Here is a 20656-nt window from a genome sequence, read left to right on the forward strand (position 1 = left end):
ATCTCGTCGTCGTCTCCCCTACGACCCCAGTTGCTGAGCTTCTTGCCGAGTTCGTGATGGGGCCAGACCTTCTCTGCGCTCACGCTTCTCCCTCTTCTCCTTGCCGATGTGCCATGTAACGGCTGACGCATTCCATGAGGTCGCGGGGAACGTGGTATCCGGAGTGGTCCTTGATCCGGTCCAGGTTCTCGACGATGTCCTCGGTCGTGACTTTGAGCGGATCGGCGGGCAGATAGCCCTCGGTGACCCCGACGAAGAGGTGCGCGAAACGTCCGGCTCCGGCGAGGAACACCTCGCCGCTCACGTCGCACGCCTCGTGGGCGAGATACGCCACCATGGGCGCCACGAGCGCGGGATCCATCACGCCGCCGCCGGGGTGGCGCTGTTCGCTCAGCGCGTCCATGCCCTCCGAGGGGCCGCCGGCCATCCGCGTCATGGCGTTGGGGGCGATCACGTTGACCTTGATGTCGTGGCCGTGGGCCGAGGCCGCCATGCTGCGGGCCATCCCGATCATGGCCGCCTTGGCGGTGGCGTAACCGAGGTTGTCCGGGAGTCCGAACATCCCGATCGAGCCGGTGAGCACGACCCGGCCGTAGTTCCGCTCCAGCATGTACGGCCAGGCCGCACGTGTGGTGTGGAAAGCACCGAGTACGTGTACCGCCAGGTGGCTTTCGATGTTCGTCGCGTCGATGTCCGGCAGCCCGGCGAACCGTACGTTGCCGGCGTTGTTGACGACCATGTCGATCCGTCCGAACGCCTCGACGGCGGCTTCGACGGGCCGTCGGCCGCCGTCCGCGGTGGAGATGTCACTCGTGTCGGCGATCGCCGTACCGCCGGCGTCGTTGATCTCCGCGGCGACTGCCTCGGCGGGACCGGTGTCAGAACCGAAGCCCTCCATCGAGCCGCCCAGGTCGTTCACGACGACCTTCGCGCCCAGTTCACCGAGGAGCAGGGCGTAGGCCCGCCCGTTCCCGCGTCCGGCGCCGGTGACCACCGCGACCCGATCGTCGGATAGGTGTTGCCGCATGACCATGCCTTCCGGTTCAGGAAAGGAAGCGGGAGTACTTCGACTGCAGGACCTCGCCCATGAACTCGCGCAGCTTCGGGCGTCCGCCGGGATTCAGCAGGAAACTCCGGGGCTTCCCGGCGATGTTGGAACCGAAGAAATAACTGTGCTCACCGAACGGGGAATACACGGCGAGCTCCGCGACCATGGCGTTCCAGCCCGCCTCCGTGTCGGCGGGGACCTCGATCACCCGGTGGCCGTGATCGCGCAGGTACTCGATCGCGTCGGCGATGAAGTTCACCTGGTCCTCGGCGTACCGCGGGTTGTTGCCGGCCGCACCGTGGGGCCCTCCGGGGAAGAAGAAGTTCGGGAAGCCGTGGCTCATGAGCCCGAGGAACGTGCGCGGACCGTCGGCCCAGTACTCCTCCAACGCCAGCCCGCCGCGGCCGCGCACCCCCATCCGGTTCAGTGCGCCGGTGCCGAAGTCGAACCCCGACGCCCAGACGATGACGTCGAACTCGCGCAGTCCGTCGGACGTTTCGATCCCGGTCTCCGTCACCCGGACGAGCGGGTTCTCCCGGAGGTCGACCAGGCTCACCTTCGGATCGTTGTAGGCCTCGAAGTAGCCGGTCACGAAGGGCGGCCGCTTCCCTGCCCAGCCGTGGTCGGTGGGGATGAGCCGTTCGGCCGTCGCCGGGTCCTCGACGATGCCGCGGACCTTCTCGGCCATGAAGGCACACCAGTCGTCGTTGGCGGCCTTGTCCGTGAGCATGTCGGCGTAGTGGCTGATCACCTTGGCGAAGCCCGGGCTCTGCCACATCCGTTCGTGGAACTCCCACCGTTCGTCCCGGGAGTCCTCGAACGCCGTACGCTCGCGCGGCTGGTGCAGGAACCCGCTCGCCGAGGCGTTGAGAGTCTCCCGCAGCCCCTCGAAATCGTCCCGCAGCCGCGCCTGTTGCTCGGCGGTGATCGGCTCGTTGTTCAACGGGGTGCACCAGTTCGGCGACCGCTGATAGACCGTCAGGGAGGCGACGTCCGCGACGATCGAGGGGATCACCTGGACGCCGCTCGAACCGGTGCCGACCACCGCGACCCGCTTGCCCGCGAAGTCGACGGGAGTGTCGGGCCACAGGCCGGTGTGGTGGGCCACGCCCCTGAAGTCCTCGCGACCGGGCACGTCGGGGAATACCGGCACCGACAGCACACCGGTGGCCGCGACCACGAACCGCGCCCGCACCTCGGTGCCGTCGGTCGCCCGCACCAGCCAGGTGGCCGAAGTCTCCTCGAAAAGCGCGGAGTTGACCCGGGCCCCGAACCGCATGTGGCCGCGCAGGTCCAACTCGTCGACGGCGTAGTTGAAGTACCGCTCGTTCTCCGGCTGCCCGGCGAACCGCTCGCGCCACTCCCAGCCCTCGAACAGCTCCTTCGAGAACAGGTAGCCGTAGGTGTAGCTCTCCGAGTCGAGGCGGGCTCCCGGATACCGGTTCCAGTGCCACACGCCGCCGACCCCCTGGCCGGCCTCCAGCAGCCGGGCGGAGAGTCCCGCGTCGAGGGCCCGCTTCAGCTGATGGATCCCGGTGACACCGGCACCGATGACCAGCAGGTCGACATCGGCGTCCACCGTGGCCCGGCTCTCGTCCCCTGCAGGGACTGCCAATGCACTCACCCCCTGCGCGGATCGCCGGCCGTCAGCCTGGTGGTGAAGCCCCAGGGAATGCCGAGGCCGGTCGCCGCGTCGGTGACGAGCGTGTCGCTCGTGCGCGTGCGTACCCCCACGCCCTGCGCGTCGAGATGGCGTGCGACGCGGTCGAGGTCGGCGACCTGCCAGGTGATCGAGTGGTACGTGTCGTTCGGCGCCCCGGTGGCCCAGTCGGCGTTTGCCGGAGTGCCGTCGTCGGGGACCGCGTACTCGAAGACCGCGTCGGCCAGATGGACGTACGTGCTCTGCGCGCCCAGCACCTCGTTGCGTCCCGTGTGGAAGACCGTCCCGCCCAGGCCGTCGACCACCACGCGCAGGGCCCGGTCGACGCGGTCGGTGAGCACGGTGTGGTGCGAGCAGCGCTCGATGCCGAGCGGGTCGTCCTCGGACACCGGCGGCAGCTCCCAGTCCGGGGCCAGCCGGTGGTCCAGCGGGAACGGGGTCTGCGGCAGGAACTCGTAGCGCAGGCCCGCGTCCTCGGGAACCGTGAAGAAGATCGGCATCGGGGAGTTGGGCGCGGTCGGGGGATCGTCGCCCTCGGCGACCTCGTCGAGCTGACCGACCATGCCGATGCCTAGCCCCTTCAGCGCGCGATAGGCGTCGGCGATCCCGTCGACGTTCCAGCCGAACCCCTTCAGGTGCGGCTTGTCGTCCGAGGCGTAGCGCTGGACGCCCTGGAGCACGTAGCGCTTCGGGTCGATCGTGTCGAACAGGACGTCGTTGATCGGCGTGAACGTCGAGTAGTCGGTCGGATAGCCCTCACTGACGGGGGCGCCCCGCATCATCTCGGCCATCGGCCGGCTGGGCCGCCCGAAGACGCGCTCGAACCACGCCTCGGCCTCACGGAGATCGGTCACATGATGGCTGGGGTGGTACAGCCGGGTCACACGAAAGCCGCCGTCGGTCATGGCGGTCCTCCCTCTCTCAGGTCTGTCGTACGAGCCGTGCGGGGCCGGTGGTCACCAGGCGACGGGCAGTTCGTAGATGCCGTAGGCCTGCGAGTCCTCCTTGAACGCCAGTTCCTCCAGACCGGCCGCCAGCCGCAACGTGGGAACGCGGCGGAACAGGGTGCCGAAGACCACCTGGAGTACGATGCGGGCCAGCTGCTGTCCGACGCACTGGTGGGGGCCCCAGCCGAACGCGAGATGATGGCCCGCGGGGCGGTCCAGGGTCAGCACCTCGGGGTCGGGGAACGCCTCGGGGTCCCAGTTCGCCGCCGGCAGACTGGCGATGACCCCCTCACCCGCGCGGATCGTCACCCCCTCGAACTCGACGTCCTCGACGACCGCCCGGCGGGCCAGCAGATGGGCGATGGTCAGATAGCGCAGCAGTTCCTCGACGGCCTTCGCCACGTAGTCGGGGTCACCGGAGTTCTCGCGCAGGGCGGCGAGCTGGTCCGGGTTCTGGAGCAGCAGCGCCGTCCCCAGCGTGATCATGTTGGCGCTCGTGTCGTGGCCCGCGACCAGCAGGATGTGGCCGAGCGGCGCGGCTTCCTCCAGCGAGAGCTCACCGGCCTTGATCCGCGCTCCCAGGTCGGAGAGCACGTCCTCGGCCGGGTCGTCCATCTTGGCCTCGATGAGCCGGGCGATGTACGCGCGCAGCGTGCTCCCCGTGGCCGCGTTCTCCTCGGGAGTCTTGTTCACCGCGTTGGTGACGCCGGCGTGCTTCTGGAAGAAGGCGTGGTCCTCGTACGGCACCCCGAGCAGCTCGCAGATCATCAGCGACGGCAGCGGCAGGGAGAGCGCCTCGTTCAGCTCGGTCGGGTTGGGGCCGTCCAGCATCCTGTCGATGAGGTCGTCGGTGATCCGCTGGATCGCCGGCTGGAGCTTCCGCATCCGGTTGCGGGTGAAGGAACTGGTCAGCATCCTCCGCCAGCGGGTGTGCTCGGCGCCGTCGGTGTTGTTGATCGACGGCTGCATCTCGCCCGCGTGCGCCTTCATGGCCGCGGTGGTGTGCGGGTATCCCGGCGCGCCGATGTTCGCGCTCATCCTCGGATCGGCGAGGATCGCGCGCTGGGCGGCGTGGGTGAGGACCAGCCACGGGGTGGTGCCGTCCCAGCTGCGCACGCGCATCACCGGCTTGCCGGCGTCACGGAGCCCCAGCAGGTCGGGCGGGGGAGCGAAGGGGCAGGTGCCCGACCTCGGCGCCGGGAACTGCGGCGGTTCCTCCGTCGCTTCGGTGTCCGTCACGGTCTCTGTCATGGTCGTCCCTTGCCTGTGGCGTTGTTCGTGGCCTTGTGCGTGGCCGCTCAGACGAAGTAGCGGCCGCCGTTGACGCTGAGGGTCTGACCCGTCACGTATCCGGCCTCGTCGGAGGCGAGGTAGGCGACCGCGTAGGCGATCTCGTCGGGGCGCCCGGCCCGTTTCATGGGCATGGTCGCGCCCAGCGCGTCGGGGTCGAATCCCTCCCGGAGCAGGGGAGTGTCGATGAGGCTCGGCGCCACGTTGTTGACGGTGATGCGGGTGTCGGCGAACTCGAGGGCGAGCGCCTTGGTCAGACCGATCACCCCGCCCTTGGACGCCGCGTAGTGGGACACCGCGGGACCGCCGGTCTGGGCGGACGAGGACGAGATGTTGACGATGCGTCCGTGCCCCGCCGTCAGCATGTCGGGTACGAGGGCTCGCGTGACCAGGAAGGGGCCTTTGAGGTTGATCCGGATCATCCGGTCCCAGGTCTCCTCGGTGAGATCCGGGAACGGCACGTAGTTGGTGATACCGGCGTTGTTGACCAGGATCGTGACCGGGCCGAGTTCCGCGTGCGTCTGCTCCGCCGCGGCCGCGACGGCCGAGGCATCGGCCGCGTCGCCGACGACCGCCACCGCCTTGCCGCCCGCCTCGCCGATCGCGTCGGCCGTCTCGTGCGCCCCCGTGCCGTCCAGGTCCCACACGGCGACCGTCGCGCCCTGGGCGGCGAGCACCAGGGCGATCGCCCGTCCGATACCCCGGCCGCCACCGGTGACGACCGCGTTTCTTCCGTTCAGTGACGTCATTCAGGACTCCAGGTAGGTGCTACTGCTTCGGTTCCGCGGGGATGTCATCCCTCGCCGCGCCGGGTGCCGGACCCAGTGCCTTCCGGGCGGCCTTTCGCGCGGCCACGGCCCGGGGGAAGCCCGCGTATCCGGCGGAGTGGTACAGGACTTCGGCGATCTCGTCCTCGGTCAGCCCGTTGATCAGCCCTATCCGGACATGGCTTCCGAGTTCGTCCTCGGCGCCCAGTGCGATCAGGATCCCCAGCGTGACCAGGCTGCGGTCCCGTCGTGCCAGACCCTCGCGCGCCCAGAGCTCGGCCCAGACGCTGACCAGGCCGATCTCCACGAGGTCCGCGCCCACACCCTCGTCACGCAGGTCCGCGTCCTCGGCGAGGGGGGTGTTGACGACCGAGGACATCGTTCGGAGTCCGAGTCCGCGCAACTCGGCCGCTGCCGTGGGATTTACGGGGGATTCTCCGTGCGTCCCGCTCACCGGGACGGACTTTCTGTTGCCTGCACTCGCCACACCCTTCTCTGATGGTTCGGCACTCCGGGCCGTCCGTGGCCATCGGGTGACGTATTCAGATTGGTGAAATTAGCTAGCTGATTGAACCGTATGCGAAGGGCGGTGGATACGGCAATGCCCTGGACGCCGACTCGTCGCCATGGGGCGGTCATGGTGCCCTCGGCCTGGCATCAGTGCAGGTCAGAACCTTGGCGGCAGGAGCTTCGACAAAAGGGATGTGTCGGGAGCAAGGACCAGTCCGTGGTGTAGCGGGCTACACCACGGATACGGGAGGGCGCTCCCTCGTGGCTCCGGTCGCCGCACGGAAGGGTGAGGTGTGGAGACGGACGCCTCCCTGAATCCACCGTGAACAGGGCGGACTTTCCCATGTCGAGGCGGTTCCGGCTCCACGCGCATTTCCGGAACCGCTGATGTGGAGGCTTCCCTCGTCATGGCAACTGTCCTGTATCACCTGGGCCGTGCGGCCTTTCGCTGGCGATGGTTCGTCGTCGTCCTGTGGGTGGCGGTGCTGGGCGCCGTCGGATTCGCCGCGTCCAAGGCACCCGCAGCCGCCGACGAAGGCTTCACGATGCCCGGGATCGAGTCCCAGAAGGCGTTCGACCTGATGGAGCAGCGCTTCCCGGGGACCACGGCCGACGGGGCGAGCGCGCGCATCGTGTTCATCGCCCCGAGCGGGGAGAAGGTGACCGCGGCCGGCAACCGGGCCGCGATCGAGAAGCTCGTCGACGAGGCGGCCGACGGCTCACAGGTCGCCGCCGCTGTCGACCCCTTCCAGGCCAAGGCCGTCAGCGAGGACGGTACGACGGCGTACGCGACCGTCTCCTTCAAGGCGACGGCCGACGACCTCACCGACGCCAGCAAGAAGCACCTGGAGTCCGCCATCGACGTGGCCCGGCAGGCGGGTCTGCGGGTGGAGGTCGGCGGCGACGCGCTGGCGACTCAGCCGGCGGCCGGCGGACCGGCCGAAGTGATCGGCATCGCCGTCGCCGCCGTCGTCCTGCTGATCACGTTCGGATCCCTCGCCGCCGCCGGTCTGCCGCTGCTGGCCGCGATCATCGGCGTGGCCGTCGGCATGACCGGGATCATGGCCCTGTCCCAGACCTTCGGACTGTCGGAGAACACCGGCACACTCGCCACCATGCTGGGCCTGGCCTGCGGCATCGACTACGCCCTGTTCGTCGTCTCCCGCTACCGCGAGGAACGCGCCAAGGGCCGCGTACCCCGGGAGGCGGCGGGTCTCGCCGCCGGCACGGCCGGCTCCGCGGTCGTCTTCGCCGGGCTCACCGTCGTCATCGCGCTGGCCGGGCTCTGGGTCGTGGGTATCCCGATGCTCACCAAGATGGGGCTGGCCGCCGCCGGCGCCGTCCTCGTCGCCGTGCTGATCTGCCTGACCCTGGTCCCGGCGGTCCTGGGCTTCTGGCCGAACGCCGTGCTCTCGCGCGGCGCCCGCAAGAACTCCAGGCGGTACCGCAGGAAGCAGCGGAAGACCGACAACGGCGGCTCGCGCTGGGCCAGAGCCGTCGTCCGCCTGCCCCTACCGGTGCTTCTGCTGGGCGTCGTGGGCCTGGGCGCGGTCGCCACGCCGGTGATGGACCTTCAGCTCGGCATGCCGGGCGACGAGGCCAAGCCCACCTCCACCACCGAGCGCCGCGCCTACGACGCGCTCGCCGAGGGTTTCGGCCCCGGCTTCAACGGCCCCCTGACGATCGTCGTCGACGCCAAGGGTTCCGACGACCCGAAGGCGGACGTGGCCACGATCACGAAGGACATCGCCAACACCACGGGCGTCGTCTCCGTCTCGGCCGCCCGCTTCAACCAGGCCGGTGACACCGCGGTGTTCTCCGCCACGCCCGCCACGAGCCCGACCGACCAGAAGACCAAGGACCTCGTCAAGACCATCCGTGACGAGCGCCCCGGCATCGAGAAGGACGCGGGCGTCTCCTTCGAGGTGACCGGCAAGACCGCCCTCGACATCGACGTCGCCGAGAAGGTGCAGGCCTCGCTGGTGCCGTATCTCGCGGTGGTGGTCTCGCTCGCCGTCGTGCTCCTGCTGCTGGTCTTCCGCTCCCTGCTGGTGCCTCTGAAGGCGGCCTTCGGGTTCCTGCTCTCCGTCCTCGCGGCCCTCGGCGCGGTCGTCGCGGTCTTCCAGCAGGGTCACGGCGCGGACCTCCTGGGCGTGGAGTCCACCGGCCCGATCATGAGCATGATGCCGATCTTCCTGGTGGGCATCGTCTTCGGCCTGGCGATGGACTACGAGGTCTTCCTGGTCTCGCGGATGCGTGAGGCCTACGTCCACGGCGAGGAGCCCAAGCAGGCGATCGTCTCGGGCTTCCGCCACAGCGCCCGCGTGGTCGTGGCCGCGGCGCTGATCATGATCGCGGTGTTCTCCGGCTTCATCGGCGCCGACGAGTCGATGATCAAGATGATCGGTTTCGGGCTGGCCGTCGCGGTCCTCTTCGACGCGTTCGTCGTCCGTATGGCGATCGTCCCGGCCATCCTCGCCCTGCTCGGCCACAAGGCCTGGTACCTGCCGAAGTGGCTGGCCCGGCTGCTGCCGAACATCGATGTCGAGGGCGAGAAACTGAGCCGAAAGGTGCCCGTCCCGACCGCTGGGACGACCGACGAGTCGCCCTCCGCGGAGCCTGTCGGGGCCCGCTGAGCCGGGGAGGGGCCGCCTGCTCGCGGGGCCCCTCCGCTGCTTCACCGGCGACTCGTGCACCGCCGGCCGGGATCCACGCCCACAGTGGAACCCGGCCGGTCACGTCCGTTCCGAACGCGACCGCACGGCAACCCCCTTGGGCGGCCACGGCATGCGCCGTGCGGTGCCGCGCGCGGTGAGGTCGTCCCTCCGGACGTTCAGGCCTGCGGTGTGTGGGCCAGGTAGGCAAGGACGGCGAGGACCCGGCGGTGGCCGCTGTCGCTCTGCGGCAGGCCCAGCTTCAGGAAGACGTTGCCGATGTGCTTGTGGACGGCACGTTCGGTGACGACCAGAGTCCGGGCGATGGTCGCGTTGTCATGGCCCTCCGCCATCAGCTTCAGTACCTCCCGCTCGCGCGGGGTGAGCGAGTCCAGCGGCGAGTTCCTGCGCCGGGTGAGCAGCTCGGCGACGACCTCCGGGTCCAGTGCGGTGCCGCCCGCCGCGACCCGCTCCAGCGCGTCGAGGAACTCGTCGACCCGGCCCACCCGGTCCTTGAGGAGATAGCCGATCCCGTTGGTGCCGCCGCCCAGGAGTTCGGCGGCGTACGACTCCTCGACGTACTGCGAGAGCACCAGCACCGGCAGGCCGGGAATCGCCTGCCGCGCTTCGAGCGCGGCGCGCAGACCCTCGTCCCTGAAAGCGGGCGGCATCCGGACGTCGAGCAGGGCGATGTCCGGCCGGTGTGCCAGCAGCGCGGGCATGATCTCGGGGCCGCTGCCGGCGACGGCGGCGACCTCGTGCCCGGCCGAGGTCAGCAGGAGGACCAGACCCTCCCGCAGGAGGGCGTTGTCCTCGGCGATCACCACACGCACGGCAGCTCCACTTCGATCACGGTCGGGCCCCCGACGGGGCTGGACACCTTCATGGTTCCGTCGAGAGCGGCGACCCGGCGCCGCATGCCGGGCAGCCCCGAGCCGGCGGCCTCGTCGGCACCACCGCGGCCCTCGTCCCGGACCCGGACGCGCAGCCCGCGCCGGGCCCGGACCAGCCGGACCTCGGCGCGGGTGACCCCGCTGTACTTGGCCACGTTGGTGAGCGCCTCGGCCACCACGAAATAGGCCGCCGCCTCCACGGCCGCGGGCGCCCGCACCCCTTGGTCCAGGCCGCCGTCGTCCAGGGCGACCTCCAGTCCGCTGCTCGCCGCCAGCGCCCGCAGCGCGCCGGCCAGGCCGCGGTCGGTCAGGATCGGCGGATGAATGCCGCGTACGACGTTCCGCAGCTCCGCCAGCGCCTTCTCGGCCTGTGCCTGGGCCTCGTCCAGCAGCTTGAGCGCGGTCTCCGGGTCACGGCCGTAGGCGCGTTTGGCGAGCCCGATCCGCATGGACAGCGCCACGAGTTGAGCTTGCGCCCCGTCGTGCAGATCGCGTTCGATGCGGCGCAGTTCGGCGCCGTGCGCGGCGATCGCGTCGGCCCGGGTCTGCGCCAGCCGCTCCACCCGGGCCGTCAGCAGCGCCTCCGGGGACGGCTTGAGCAGGGCGGTCGACCAGTCGGCCTCCAGGTCCGCGAGCCGCACGATCAGCGGCAGCACGATCGCCTCCCGGCGCAGCAGGCCGCACCATACGGCGTCGACGACCAGTCCGACCGGCCACAGCGGCACAGCGAGGGCGAGCAGGGCGCCGTAGAACCAGTAGGCCACCATCCAGCGCAGATCCCTGCGGGTGCCGGGATCCCGTACCGCGGTGGCCACCCGCTCGCGCACCGTGCCGGTCAGGGGGCGGTACACCTCGGGGATCTTCACGCCGGTCCAGTCGGCGGTGAGGTTCCGCTTGGCCCCCGCGATCCGCCGGACGAGCAGGACCGTCTCGGGCAGCAGCCAGGCGCCGACCACGGCCAACGTACCGACGGCGGTGATCAGCAGCACGGTGATGAAGATCCACGTGCCGAACGCCATGAGCGCCGTCAGAAAGAGGTGGGCTGTGGCCCTCCCGGCGCGCTGCACCGATTTCCACATGGCAGGAAGCTAAATGATGTAGTTGAGTGAGGCAAATATCGCTGCCCGGTGCGGTCCGGGGGTGTAGCGGGCTACACCCTCGGTTCGGGAGTCCGCGCCCGTGTCCCGACAGGTGAACGACGGAATCGTGGGAGGCCCAGACCACGAGAGCTCCGAGCTCCCCGCACCAGAGGAATGCGATGAAGCCGAAGTCGCTGTTCGCCACCCTGAAGTCGTTCGTCGCCGACCTGCTGCTCTGGTCGTTCTTCGTGGCCGGCATGGCCGCTTCCATAGGGGCCGGCACGGTTCTGGACGGCACGGACAAGAACGTCGCCACGATCGCCGGCGCCGCCGTGTCGCTGCTGACGGGTACACGCATCGCGAAGAAGCCCAGGATCAAGGCGTTCCTGTCGACACGGCCGGTGCTGTGGTTCCTGTTCCTGTTCAACGGCGTCGTGGCCGTGGCCTCCTACTTCCTCATCGACGGTGTGAAGGGCATGGCGACCGCCGCCGCGATGGGCCTGGTCGCGCTGGGAGCGCTCGGAGGACTGGTGACAGGCCGCCACAGGGTCAGGGGCGAAGCCGCTCGGCTCGTACCGGACACCCGCGTCACCAGCAGGTAGGGACCGGAGCCCGGTCCTGGCATTGCGATCCGCCACCCGCGTTCACCCGGCTACTGGCTCCACCGGCTCCACCAACACGCACCGGACGGTCCGAGGAAGGGATACACCCATGACCGCACGCCGCCGCCATCGCGTCACTGCTGTCGCCACCGCCGCAGCCGCTGTCGCGCTGACCGCGACACTCGCCGCAGGCTGCGAGTTCGACGACTCGCTGGACTGCCTCTCCAGCGCCGACACCATCGCCGACAGCGTCACCGCCATCCACACGGCGGGTGCGGACGCGATCGAGGATCCCACGCGGACCCAGGAGTCCATCGACACCATCGAGAAGAATCTCGACAAGATCAACGACAGCACGGACGACAACAAGGTCGACGATGCGGTCGATGACCTGAACAAGGCCATCGCGAACTACAACAAGGCCATCCTGAACGGCGACACCGACCCGGACAGCAGCAAGATCGACGCGGCGGCCGATCAGCTGAAGGACATCTGCACGTCGTGAACGGGTGCCCCGGACCCGGCCGCCTGCGAGACACTCGTCCTCAGTGACAGGTGTCTTCAATGAGGAGTGACGCATGACCACGGTAGGTATCGCCACCGGCGCCGCCAGCGGGACGGGAGAGGCATGCGCCAGGCGCCTCGCCGACGTGGTGGATGTGCTGTTGCTCGCCGACGGGAACGAAGCGGCTGTGGCCGCGGTCGCGAAGGACCTGTCCGGCCACGGGAAGCGGGCTCTCGTCGAGCCCTTCGCGGTCGATGTCACAGACCGGGAGGACCTCGTCCGGCTCGCCGACCGAGTCAGGGCGGCCGGCACGCTCCGGGCCGTCGCGCACGCCTACAGCATCCCGCCCGAGGAAACCGACTGGCGCCGGATCATCGAGGCCGACTTCGTCGCGGCGGCGCTGCTCACCGAGACGCTCCGGCCACTCGCCACCGCCGGTACGGCGTTCGTCTACCTGGCCTCCGTGTCTCCGCTGATCGCGCACATCGAGCCCGACCCGGCGGTGGCGGCCGTCCTGGACGATCCGTTGCAGGAGGACTTCCTCGACCGTTTCCGGGAGGTGGTCGGTCCCGCAGTCGAGGATCCGGCCTGGGCGTACCCGTGGGCCACGTACGGCGTGCACCGCCTGACCCGCGCGGAGGCCGTACGGTTCGGCTCCGTGGGCGCCCGCGTGTGCTCGCTGTCGCCGGGTGCGATCGACACCCCGGAGACTCGGCTGGAGGCGGCACGGTACGCGTCGATTCGACAGCTCATCGAGCGCACGCCACTGGGCCGCGTCGGCCGGTACGAGGAGGTCGCCGCCGTCGCGGCTTTCCTGCTGTCGGACGAGGCGAGCTTCGTGAACGGCGTCGACATCGTCGTCGACGGCGGCCTGTGCGCCTCGCTGCGGGAGGACTGACACCGCAGGAGGCGCGCTACGACGGGTGCATGACGACCGGTGCGGGACGACGCGTCCCGCACCCGTCGTCCCGGCTTCCGCGGGGGGCACTCGACGGGGCGACCGGCGCGCCTGTCATCGGCCGGCGGTGGCCTCCCACTCGGCCTCGGGGTCGAGTGGGAGGCCGGGCTGGTCGCGCTTGAACTCCTGTGCCTGCTTCTCGACCTTGGGCAGGGCGTGATCAGGCGCGCCGAAGCCGCGGAACAGGGTCGCGCAGTACTCATGGGACAGGAACTGCGCATCCCACTGCCCGTCCGGCTTCACCCACTGGTACGTGTGGTTGTGCAGGTTGAGGAACTGGAGGGTGGCCAACCGGGGCGACATGGTGCGGAACATGCCCTGCTCCATGGCCTGCGAGAGCAGGTCCGAGATCAACTGCTCGAAGTCGGAACGCTGGGCGAGCAGGGTCTTGAGCTCGTCGCCGCTGAGACTGCGATAGTCGTGTTCGTAGACCCAGATGTGGTCGAGCCTGCGAAAGATGATCGTCAGAAGCGACTCCGACAGCAGACGCAGGCGCAGCAGCGGGTCCATGTCGAGGTCCGCGATCTGCCGCGCGCGGGACAGCAACGGCCCCATGACCCGCGACTGGATTTCGACCAGCAGGTTCTCTTTCGAGCCGATGTAGTAGTACAGGGCTCCCTTGGCCAGACCGACCGCGCGCCCCAGGTCGTTGATGGAGGTCGCGGCGTACCCTTGCTGAGCGAACAGGGAAGCCGCGATGTCAATGATCTTCTGGCGTCTGACCTCGAAGCCCGGTCCATGGCCTGGCGGTCGTGGCATGGATTCACTCCCCGCGTGATGTGGCGACATGTCGATGGGGATCGACTCCCGTGCCCACGTCGGATGCCTTTCGGTATATCCGGGGGAAGCGGACCACGGGGCGCCGCTTGCTTTTACTGGACCAATCGGTACATTAAACCATGGAAACCCGTCGCCCCAAGCCCGCACCGTCTGTCGGGGCATGGCAACGGCGCGCCGGGCCCACGGGGCCAGTGCTCCGGCGCGCCGGCATCGGCTCCGGACGCGTGGACGACCTGGCGTAAATGTACCGCCGCAGGTGACGCCTCCGACGGTTCGAGGACCGGGTATCCGAACTCCACGGACCCTGCGAGGCGACGAAGTTCCCCGGTTTCCCGCATCTGTCGACGGGTCAGCAGGTCCGCCGCGGGCCACTTTGTGCGTCCGCCGTGGGCCCGGCCGCTCGGGCAGGACTGGTCGGGCCCACGGCGGACCCCGGTCGAGTCCGTGGTTCAGACGGTCGCGACCGGTGTCAGCGGACTGCCCTGGGTGCCGGGCAGGTTCAGCGGGGGAGCCGTCAACAGGAACCTGCTGCGGCCGTGCTCGCGCAGCCAGCCGGCCAGCTCGTGCAGGTACCACAGTTCGCCGAGGGGGACGCCCAGCTTGAACAGGCACAGGTGGTGGATCGGCAACAGCGTGTGCGGGCCCTGGGCCTGTGTGACAGCCACTCCTTCGACGGCGTAGTTGTCCGCCACCAGTGCCGAGATCTGCGACTCGGTGATCCACTCGAGCAGCGCCGGGTCGTCGGCGTCCAGGTAAGCGGCGGTCTGATGGATCGCCACGGGGTCGGGGTTCTTGCCCCAGGCGAGGATCTGGGTGGCGAAACCGGTGTGCAGCAGCAGCATGTCGCCGGGTTCGACGACGACGTTGTCCGCGGCCATGATGTCCTGAAGCGTCTTGAAGTTCACCGCCTGGTAGCCCGTGCCCAGGTGGTGTGCCAGGTCGACCAGGACTCCCCGGCCCTGCACGCCGTGCTCCGCCATGTGTTCCAGGCCCAGGTGTCGGGCGTGGCTGAGACTCCCGCTGCCGTCGCCCTTGACGTCCTCCTGCGGTCCGACGATGTCGGTGCCCGCGCGGTATCCGTTGTAGTAGACGGGCTCGGCCACCCCGTCGCCGTCGGTGTCGAACTCGGCGCCCTGATGGGCGAGGGAGTCCCACTGGGTCGAGTACTGCAGCCAGAGGGTGACCACGTCGTCGGACCACACGTCGATGAGATCGGGTGAGATCTGTTCACGTGCGACGACGTTGTAGAAGACGTCCTGCTTGTGCGCCAGATCCTCGGTGGGCCGCAGAATCGGCGGATAGCGTCGCTGGTTCATGGCCGAGCCGCCGGGATAGTCGAGCGGCAGGCTCAGGCTGAAGCTGATTCCGTGCTCGACCTCACGCACGCCCTGGAGGACTTTCTCGGAGGTCAGCAGGTTGATGCGGCCCAGCTCGTCGTCGTCACCCCAGTCGCCCCACGTCGAGCCCGGCGGACGCTGCTTCCAACGCTTCGTCACGATTACGCCTCCTTCGGCGACAGTCCCGGTGACAGCCGTGGGCATGCTATTCAGATTGTACCGATCGGTCAATGACTTGGGTTTAATGCGAATGGCCTCTCCCTTTTCCCTCCATCGCAGTAATAGACTGAGTGGTCGAAAGAAGTGGTGGGGTGCTGCTGCCGAGCGCAGGCCCGTCCGACCTTGGAGAGAGAATGAGCGAAGCCACACAGGCGTGGGTCGCGGAGGGTGTGCGCGCCGTGATCGGGGCCCACGCCCAGGCCCAGGACGCCGGCCGTACCGATGAGGTCGTCGCGTTGTACACGCCCGACGGCGTTCTCGAGGTGCCCGGCATGGATCCCGTCGAGGGTCACGACGGGATCCGGGAGGCCTTCAAGGGCTGGGCCCCGACACGGCCGCAGCTGCACGTCGTGACCAATACCGTCGTCACCTCCGCCGCCGAGGACGAGGCCACGGCGGTGAGCGACGTGGCCTTCTTCCTGCGCGCGGAGCCGGGCTGGGCACCACAGCTCGTGGGCCGCTACGACGACACCTTCCGCCGCGTCGACGGCACGTGGCTGTTGCACCGTCGCCGGACCACCTACCAGGCCTAGCTTCCCGCCTCGACCCACTCCGCCCGTCGAATCCGCCCTGGGAGAGAAGAAGACAGATGACCATTTCCGCCGAAGCAGCCCTGGCCGGTGTACAGACCGCCATCGCCGCCTACGCCCACGCCATCGACGCGGGCCGCACCGAGGCCATCCCCGACCTGTTCACCGAGGACGGCGTCGCCGAGATCACCGGTCAGGGCACCTTCGAGGGCCGGGAAGCCATCGGCAAGGCCTACGCGGCGTTCGCGCCGCAGGCTCCGCAGCTGCACCTCGTCGGCAACACCCTCCTGACCTCCCCTCCCGGAGACGAGGTCACCGCCAGCAGCAACCTGGTGTTCTTCGTCCGGGGTGAGGAGGGCTGGGCCGTCCAACTCGTCGGGACCTACGAGGACACCCTGGTCCGCGTGGGTGACGTGTGGAAGTTCCGCAGGCGGGTCACCACCTTCAAGTAGCCCCGCCCGCAGAACGGCCGTGCGGCCGGTCGCCACTCGTCCGGATCGGCCGCACGGCAGCGGTGTTCCCTTGACCGACCTGGCCACTGATCGACTCCCTGGCGACGCGGCCTGCGGCGTTGTGCGGGCGGCAGTCAGGAAGGGACGGGGACCGCGATCGTGTGTGGATTGCGGAGCTGTGTCTCCAGCCCCGCCGGGCGGTCGTGACGCCGCAACACCGCGCCTGTGCGTTTCCGCTCGGCGAAGACCCACAGGCGCAGCACGGCGAATCGCCCGATGCCCGCGAGCCCGGAGGCGCTGAGGTAGACGACCTGCTCCCACATCACCCCGGCGGACGGCCGCACGGTGTGCAGTACGAGCACCGCGGCCGAGGTCAGGGCGTAGGCGGCGGTGGCCGACCCGGCCGACTGCCAGTGCTGCCGCCACCCGGCACGCCGCCCGGTCCCGAAGGTGAAGCGTGCGTGGAGCTCCGTGCACAGGAGGGTCGTCGCGACCGTCACCAGCGCGTTCGCCACCGCCCAGGGCATCGAGAGGGCAAGCAGCGTCACGGCTGGGCCGGAGGCGAGACCGACACCTCCGCCACAGGCCACGAACCGGACGAACGAAGCCAGCGGTCCAGGAGTGTCCGGAGACCGGCGCGGCACCGGCACGAACGACGCTGTCCGTGCCGTCACCGGCTTCGACGGGAGCGTCGGGGTCATGGCGTTTTCCTTCCGGACGGGGCGTTGCGAACCGCGGTGAGCGGCTGGCTTCAACGATCCCGTCGCCCGCCGATCCGAACGAGGACGTGGGCTCCCCGACCGGAGGTGTAGCCGGCTCCACCGAGGCAGATGAGGTCCGGGGCCGAAGACCGGCACTTGTCCCTGTCGACCGATCGAACCGCCGGGCGAACGCGTGCACGGCAGACCGACCGCCGGACCGTGCATCATGTGCGGTGCTGGTGGCGGCGCCGCAAGAGAGGACCGCGGATGAAGGCGCTCGGGAACGACGCGGCGGCCGGTACGGCGACGATGCGAACGGGCCGGCCACGCGCGACGTCGCGCGCCGTACTCGAACGACTGGGGTTCGAACTGTTCGCGCGGCAGGGATTCGACGGCACGACGGTCGACGACATCGCCGAGGCGGCGGGTATCGGCCGGCGCACCTTCTTCCGCTCCTTCGCCTCCAAGAACGACCTCGTGTGGGGCGACTTCGAGAAGCAACTGGCCAGGTTCGAGGCCCCGCTTGCGGCGGCTGATCCGGATGTGCCGATGATGGACGCGTTGCGCAAGGCGGTCGTCGAGTTCAACCGGTTCGACCCCGCGGTCGTGCCCTGGCACCGGCAGCGTATGACGCTCATCCTGCGGGTGCCGACACTGCAGGCGGACTCGGCCGTGCGCTACGCGTCGTGGCGAGCGCTCGTCACCGAGTTCGCCGCGCGGCGCCTGAACCGGCCCGTGTCCGACCTGCTGCCCCGGCTGATCGGCAGTACCGTCCTGGCCGCGTGTGTCGCCGCGTACGAGCAGTGGCTCGGCGACGAGGACGCCGACCTCTGCGGTCTGCTGGATCTGGCCATCCGTCAACTCGCCGCCGGATACGGGGAGTCGGCCCTTCGGGCGTAGTGCCGATCACGTCGCGGGGCCGGGTCCGCGGACGCCGAGGCGGTTCAGGCCAGACCGCGCCGCATGGCGTCGGCGACCACCTCGCCGACGAGGACGGCGGTGGCCGCCGGTCCCCGCAACGGGGGCGTCGGCAGGATCGAGGTGTCCGCTACCCGCAGGCCGTCGACACCGTGCACCCTGCCGTAGGGGTCGACCGCCGCCCGGGGATCGTCCGCGGGGCCCAGGGGGACCGTCCCACAGGTGTGATGCGCTGTACCGAGATGCCCGAGGATCCACTGGTCGAGCAGGAGGTCGTCCTCCAGCACCGCCGCCATCGGCTCGACGAGACCGCCGCAGACCTCCCCGAAGTCACTCGTGCCGGCCAACTCGGCGGTGGCCCGGACCGCTTCGCGCATGCGCCGCCGGTCCGCCGCGGTCGCCAGATAGCCGTAGGCGAGGCTCGGAGGTGTCGCGGGATCTGCGGAACGGGTGTGCATCCGGCCGCTCAGCCGCGGTGTCTGGACGGAGACGAGGAACGCCAGAGGCGCGCCGGGGACGGACACCTTCCCGCGGGTCAGCCCGGCCATGGGGACGAGGGACTGCAGGACCTCCAGGTCGCCCGGATGGCTCCCGTCCGAAGAGCTCAGGTGCAGGAGTCCGCCGAGCCATGAGCCGGAGGGCACCCCCATGGGGCGCCGGGGCACCCACTCCAGGACCACCTGGGGGTGGTCGCCGAACCTGGCTCCGACGGCGGGAGCGTCCCTGACGACGGCGATCCCGAGGGCCTCCAGGTCACGGCGCGGCCCGATGCCCGACAGGTGCAGCAGCTGGGGAGAGCGGAACGCCCCCGCGCAGAGCACGACTTCGCCGCCGCGGAGCACCCTGCGGCGCCCATGGCGCTCGACCTCCACGCCGGTGGCGCGGTTCCGTTCGACGATGACCCTGCGGACCGTACTGTCTCCTTCCACCCGGAGATTGGGGCGGTCCAAGGCACCCAGCAGGTAGCTGATGCCGGTGTTGACGCGTACTCCGTCCACGGCGTTGGACGGCACCGGGCCGAACCCCGGCGGAACCTGGGCGTTCTTGTCCGGCTCCTCGGGGAAGCCCAGCCGATGGGCGGCCGCCCGGAACGCGACGGCGGCGGGATGGCGGAGTTCCGAGCGACGGACGCGTACCGGCCCGCGGCCGCCGTGCAGCGCGTCGGCACCGTGGTCGAGGTCGGTCTCCAAGGCACGGAGAAACGGAAGCACCCGGTCGTACGACCAGACCGCGCCGCCCGCGTCCGCCCAGCGTGCGAAGTCGGCTCGCCGGGCGCGGACGAAGTACCCGCCGTTGACGGTGGTCGAGCCGCCGAGCCAGCGTCCCCGAACGACGGTGTACGGACGCGTCGGGGTGAGGTGTACGTCGTACGGCAGGACGGCCGGGTGACCTGGCTGTGCGCCGGGCACCAGCCGCGCGTCCAGCAACTCGGGTGCGAACGCCTCCAAAGCACGCGGTACCAGGCCTGCCTCCAGCACCAGCACGGTGCGGCCGGGGTCCTCGCTCAGCCGCGCCGCGAGCGCGGCCCCGCTGCCGCCGGCACCCACCACGATGACGTCCGCGCCGCGTGCCCCGTTGTTCCCGTGCTCCGTCCGCCTCATGGACACGTGATTGAAGACGTGCCGGCCTCTGCGCGCGGTGACGTGTCCCGCTGACCGGGACAGCCTCGGGTGCTCGGCGTACCGGTGACCTAGCGTCAGATGTGCCAGACGAGTCGGCGGTGCGGACCGCCCTGGTTTTGGCATCGAGTGCCATTAGGTTCCCCGCATCCGAGGGAGAGTCGCATGAACGAACTCCGCTCCACCGTGCCCGAAGAGGCGGCCTTCGACGCCGAGCCCGACCAGGACTGTGCTTCGCCACCGCTCATAGAAGCAGAGGACCTCCTGGAGGAGATCTCCATCGACGGTATGTGCGGCGTCTACTAGGCGTCGTCGGATGACACGGCTGGATCTCGACCGCGCCTGGGACCTGCATCCGCAGGTCTCGGTGCGCCCCGAACCCTTCGGTGCGCTGCTCTACCACTTCGGCACCCGGAGGCTGACCTTCCTCAAGGACCGCCGGCTGCTCGCGGTCGTACAGCACCTCGCCCACGCCCGGGCGGCCCGGGCCGCCTGCCTGGCCGCCGGCGTCGACGAGGGCGAACTGGCCCGTTACGGCCGTGCCCTGGCCGCACTCGCCGACGCGTCGATGCTCGTCGGAAGGATCACATGACCACCGCACCCACGGCCCTCGGGCCCACGCCCCGGACACCACGGCTGGTCGACCTGTTCGAGCACGGACTCGACGCCTCGATCTGCCTCACCTGGGAGCTGTGCTACGCCTGCAACCTGGCCTGCGCCCACTGCCTGTCCAGCTCCGGCCGACGCGATCCCCGGGAGCTGAGCACGGCGGAGGCCAAGGCGGTCATCGACGAACTGGAGGCCATGCAGGTCTTCTACGTCAACATCGGCGGCGGCGAGCCCACCGTCCGCCCCGACTTCTGGGAGCTCCTGGACTACGCCACGGCACACCACGTGGGGGTGAAGTTCTCCACCAACGGCGTCCGGATCACTCCCGAAACCGCCGGGCGTCTTGCCCGCAACGACTACGTGGACGTCCAGATCTCGCTCGACGGCGCGACGGCCGACGTCAACGACGCGGTACGCGGCCCCGGTTCGTACGCCACGGCGCTGCGGGCGCTGGAGCACCTCGCCTCCGCCGGAATGCGCAACTTCAAGATCTCCGTGGTCTGCACCCGGCACAACATCGCCCAGCTCGACGACTCCAAGGCCCTTGCCGACCGCTCCGGAGCCCAGCTGCGCCTGAC

At 69.7% G+C, this 20656-nt stretch carries 22 protein-coding genes; 10 read left to right on the forward strand and 12 right to left on the reverse strand.

Translation table 11 applies throughout. The features are described 5' to 3' along the window. Positions 1-79: 79 nt before the first annotated feature. Genes KVT45_RS52650 through KVT45_RS52675 form a run of 6 tightly spaced genes read right to left on the reverse strand, consistent with a single transcriptional unit; the run spans position 80 to position 6091 of the window. Positions 80-1027: an SDR family NAD(P)-dependent oxidoreductase gene (locus KVT45_RS52650; RefSeq protein WP_217561844.1), complete on the reverse strand. Its 948-nt coding sequence runs from the start codon at positions 1025-1027 to the stop codon at positions 80-82. Between the two features lie 16 nt (positions 1028-1043). Continuing rightward, on the reverse strand, positions 1044-2663 hold the full coding sequence (locus KVT45_RS52655) for an NAD(P)/FAD-dependent oxidoreductase (RefSeq protein ID WP_254648651.1): 1620 nt from the start codon (positions 2661-2663) through the stop codon (positions 1044-1046). Between the two features lie 5 nt (positions 2664-2668). After that, a complete protein-coding gene (locus KVT45_RS52660) occupies positions 2669-3613 on the reverse strand; it encodes a hypothetical protein (RefSeq protein ID WP_217561846.1) in 945 nt (314 codons plus the stop codon). A gap of 51 nt (positions 3614-3664) precedes the next feature. Further along, positions 3665-4906: a cytochrome P450 gene (locus tag KVT45_RS52665; protein WP_217561848.1), complete on the reverse strand. Its 1242-nt coding sequence runs from the start codon at positions 4904-4906 to the stop codon at positions 3665-3667. A 47-nt stretch (positions 4907-4953) separates the two neighbouring features. Beyond that, the gene (locus KVT45_RS52670) at positions 4954-5694 is read right to left on the reverse strand and encodes an SDR family NAD(P)-dependent oxidoreductase (protein ID WP_217561850.1); all 741 of its coding nucleotides are present in this window, start codon (positions 5692-5694) and stop codon (positions 4954-4956) included. 19 nt (positions 5695-5713) lie between these two features. Further along, positions 5714-6091: a carboxymuconolactone decarboxylase family protein gene (locus tag KVT45_RS52675; RefSeq protein ID WP_217561852.1), complete on the reverse strand. Its 378-nt coding sequence runs from the start codon at positions 6089-6091 to the stop codon at positions 5714-5716. A 538-nt stretch (positions 6092-6629) separates the two neighbouring features. On the opposite strand from KVT45_RS52675, the gene KVT45_RS52680 reads away from it, so the two are divergent. Then, on the forward strand, positions 6630-8858 hold the full coding sequence (locus tag KVT45_RS52680; RefSeq protein WP_217561854.1) for an efflux RND transporter permease subunit: 2229 nt from the start codon (positions 6630-6632) through the stop codon (positions 8856-8858). A gap of 197 nt (positions 8859-9055) precedes the next feature. Here the strand turns inward: KVT45_RS52680 and KVT45_RS52685 are convergent, their stop codons facing one another. Both KVT45_RS52685 and KVT45_RS52690 read right to left on the reverse strand, forming a co-directional pair. After that, complete coding sequence (locus KVT45_RS52685) at positions 9056-9709, reverse strand: response regulator transcription factor (RefSeq protein ID WP_217561856.1); 654 nt, start codon at positions 9707-9709, stop codon at positions 9056-9058. Beyond that, entirely contained in the window at positions 9697-10848 is a 1152-nt protein-coding gene (locus KVT45_RS52690; protein WP_217561858.1) for a histidine kinase, read from the reverse strand. The genes KVT45_RS52685 and KVT45_RS52690 overlap by 13 nt, the downstream gene beginning before the upstream one ends. Positions 10849-11027: 179 nt before the next feature. Between KVT45_RS52690 and KVT45_RS57395 the strand changes: the two genes are divergently transcribed. From KVT45_RS57395 to KVT45_RS52705, 3 genes are all read left to right on the forward strand, one after another. Next, a complete protein-coding gene (locus tag KVT45_RS57395; RefSeq protein WP_254648652.1) occupies positions 11028-11450 on the forward strand; it encodes a hypothetical protein in 423 nt (140 codons plus the stop codon). A 109-nt stretch (positions 11451-11559) separates the two neighbouring features. Next, entirely contained in the window at positions 11560-11955 is a 396-nt protein-coding gene (locus KVT45_RS52700; protein ID WP_217561860.1) for a hypothetical protein, read from the forward strand. Between the two features lie 73 nt (positions 11956-12028). Further along, positions 12029-12853: an SDR family oxidoreductase gene (locus KVT45_RS52705; protein ID WP_217561862.1), complete on the forward strand. Its 825-nt coding sequence runs from the start codon at positions 12029-12031 to the stop codon at positions 12851-12853. Positions 12854-12967: 114 nt separating this feature from the next. Here the strand turns inward: KVT45_RS52705 and KVT45_RS52710 are convergent, their stop codons facing one another. Both KVT45_RS52710 and KVT45_RS52715 read right to left on the reverse strand, forming a co-directional pair. Further along, positions 12968-13672 (reverse strand): TetR/AcrR family transcriptional regulator, encoded by a 705-nt coding sequence (locus tag KVT45_RS52710; protein ID WP_217561864.1) that lies wholly within the window; start codon positions 13670-13672, stop codon positions 12968-12970. A 470-nt stretch (positions 13673-14142) separates the two neighbouring features. Next, positions 14143-15189 (reverse strand): cyclase family protein, encoded by a 1047-nt coding sequence (locus KVT45_RS52715; RefSeq protein WP_217561866.1) that lies wholly within the window; start codon positions 15187-15189, stop codon positions 14143-14145. 194 nt (positions 15190-15383) lie between these two features. Here KVT45_RS52715 and KVT45_RS52720 point away from each other — a divergent pair, with 194 nt between their 5' ends. Together KVT45_RS52720 and KVT45_RS52725 are read left to right on the forward strand one after the other, a co-directional pair. Next, a complete protein-coding gene (locus KVT45_RS52720) occupies positions 15384-15782 on the forward strand; it encodes a nuclear transport factor 2 family protein (protein ID WP_217561868.1) in 399 nt (132 codons plus the stop codon). A gap of 56 nt (positions 15783-15838) precedes the next feature. Next, positions 15839-16231, forward strand: coding sequence for a nuclear transport factor 2 family protein (locus KVT45_RS52725; RefSeq protein WP_217561870.1), 393 nt, complete (start codon positions 15839-15841; stop codon positions 16229-16231). A 134-nt stretch (positions 16232-16365) separates the two neighbouring features. On the opposite strand, the gene KVT45_RS52730 is transcribed toward KVT45_RS52725, so the two are convergent. After that, positions 16366-16932, reverse strand: coding sequence for a GtrA family protein (locus tag KVT45_RS52730; protein WP_254648654.1), 567 nt, complete (start codon positions 16930-16932; stop codon positions 16366-16368). 267 nt (positions 16933-17199) lie between these two features. Between KVT45_RS52730 and mftR the strand changes: the two genes are divergently transcribed. Beyond that, positions 17200-17832 (forward strand): mycofactocin system transcriptional regulator, encoded by a 633-nt coding sequence (gene mftR / locus KVT45_RS52735; protein ID WP_217561872.1) that lies wholly within the window; start codon positions 17200-17202, stop codon positions 17830-17832. Positions 17833-17876: 44 nt separating this feature from the next. Here mftR and mftG read toward each other — a convergent pair whose 3' ends face one another. After that, positions 17877-19451, reverse strand: a complete 1575-nt coding sequence (gene mftG, locus KVT45_RS52740; RefSeq protein WP_217561874.1) for a mycofactocin system GMC family oxidoreductase MftG — start codon at positions 19449-19451, stop codon at positions 17877-17879. A gap of 183 nt (positions 19452-19634) precedes the next feature. Here mftG and mftA point away from each other — a divergent pair, with 183 nt between their 5' ends. The 3 genes from mftA to mftC all read left to right on the forward strand — a co-directional run. Continuing rightward, entirely contained in the window at positions 19635-19775 is a 141-nt protein-coding gene (gene mftA, locus KVT45_RS52745; protein WP_217561876.1) for a mycofactocin precursor MftA, read from the forward strand. 10 nt (positions 19776-19785) lie between these two features. Beyond that, complete coding sequence (gene mftB / locus KVT45_RS52750) at positions 19786-20061, forward strand: mycofactocin biosynthesis chaperone MftB (RefSeq protein WP_254648655.1); 276 nt, start codon at positions 19786-19788, stop codon at positions 20059-20061. Then, positions 20058-20656 (forward strand): mycofactocin radical SAM maturase (gene mftC, locus KVT45_RS52755; protein ID WP_217561878.1); only part of this gene is annotated, 599 nt, incomplete at its 3' end. The genes mftB and mftC, both read left to right, overlap by 4 nt.

It is taken from the genome of Streptomyces sp. GbtcB6, assembly GCF_019091475.1.
Taxonomy (GTDB): domain Bacteria; phylum Actinomycetota; class Actinomycetes; order Streptomycetales; family Streptomycetaceae; genus Streptomyces; species Streptomyces hyaluromycini.

Bases quoted from the DNA above. Each gene is read 5' to 3' on its own strand.
- KVT45_RS52650 (WP_217561844.1), bottom strand. From the start codon at position 1,027: ATGCGGCAACACCTATCCGACGATCGGGTCGCGGTGGTCACCGGCGCC.
- KVT45_RS52660 (WP_217561846.1), bottom strand. From the start codon at position 3,613: ATGACCGACGGCGGCTTTCGTGTGACCCGGCTGTACCACCCCAGCCAT.
- KVT45_RS52665 (WP_217561848.1), bottom strand. From the start codon at position 4,906: ATGACAGAGACCGTGACGGACACCGAAGCGACGGAGGAACCGCCGCAG.
- KVT45_RS52670 (WP_217561850.1), bottom strand. From the start codon at position 5,694: ATGACGTCACTGAACGGAAGAAACGCGGTCGTCACCGGTGGCGGCCGG.
- KVT45_RS52675 (WP_217561852.1), bottom strand. From the start codon at position 6,091: ATGTCCTCGGTCGTCAACACCCCCCTCGCCGAGGACGCGGACCTGCGT.
- KVT45_RS52680 (WP_217561854.1), top strand. From the start codon at position 6,630: ATGGCAACTGTCCTGTATCACCTGGGCCGTGCGGCCTTTCGCTGGCGA.
- KVT45_RS52690 (WP_217561858.1), bottom strand. From the start codon at position 10,848: ATGTGGAAATCGGTGCAGCGCGCCGGGAGGGCCACAGCCCACCTCTTT.
- KVT45_RS57395 (WP_254648652.1), top strand. From the start codon at position 11,028: ATGAAGCCGAAGTCGCTGTTCGCCACCCTGAAGTCGTTCGTCGCCGAC.
- KVT45_RS52700 (WP_217561860.1), top strand. From the start codon at position 11,560: ATGACCGCACGCCGCCGCCATCGCGTCACTGCTGTCGCCACCGCCGCA.
- KVT45_RS52705 (WP_217561862.1), top strand. From the start codon at position 12,029: ATGACCACGGTAGGTATCGCCACCGGCGCCGCCAGCGGGACGGGAGAG.
- KVT45_RS52710 (WP_217561864.1), bottom strand. From the start codon at position 13,672: ATGCCACGACCGCCAGGCCATGGACCGGGCTTCGAGGTCAGACGCCAG.
- KVT45_RS52720 (WP_217561868.1), top strand. From the start codon at position 15,384: ATGAGCGAAGCCACACAGGCGTGGGTCGCGGAGGGTGTGCGCGCCGTG.
- KVT45_RS52725 (WP_217561870.1), top strand. From the start codon at position 15,839: ATGACCATTTCCGCCGAAGCAGCCCTGGCCGGTGTACAGACCGCCATC.
- KVT45_RS52730 (WP_254648654.1), bottom strand. From the start codon at position 16,932: ATGACCCCGACGCTCCCGTCGAAGCCGGTGACGGCACGGACAGCGTCG.
- mftR (WP_217561872.1), top strand. From the start codon at position 17,200: ATGAAGGCGCTCGGGAACGACGCGGCGGCCGGTACGGCGACGATGCGA.
- mftG (WP_217561874.1), bottom strand. From the start codon at position 19,451: ATGAGGCGGACGGAGCACGGGAACAACGGGGCACGCGGCGCGGACGTC.
- mftA (WP_217561876.1), top strand. From the start codon at position 19,635: ATGAACGAACTCCGCTCCACCGTGCCCGAAGAGGCGGCCTTCGACGCC.
- mftB (WP_254648655.1), top strand. From the start codon at position 19,786: ATGACACGGCTGGATCTCGACCGCGCCTGGGACCTGCATCCGCAGGTC.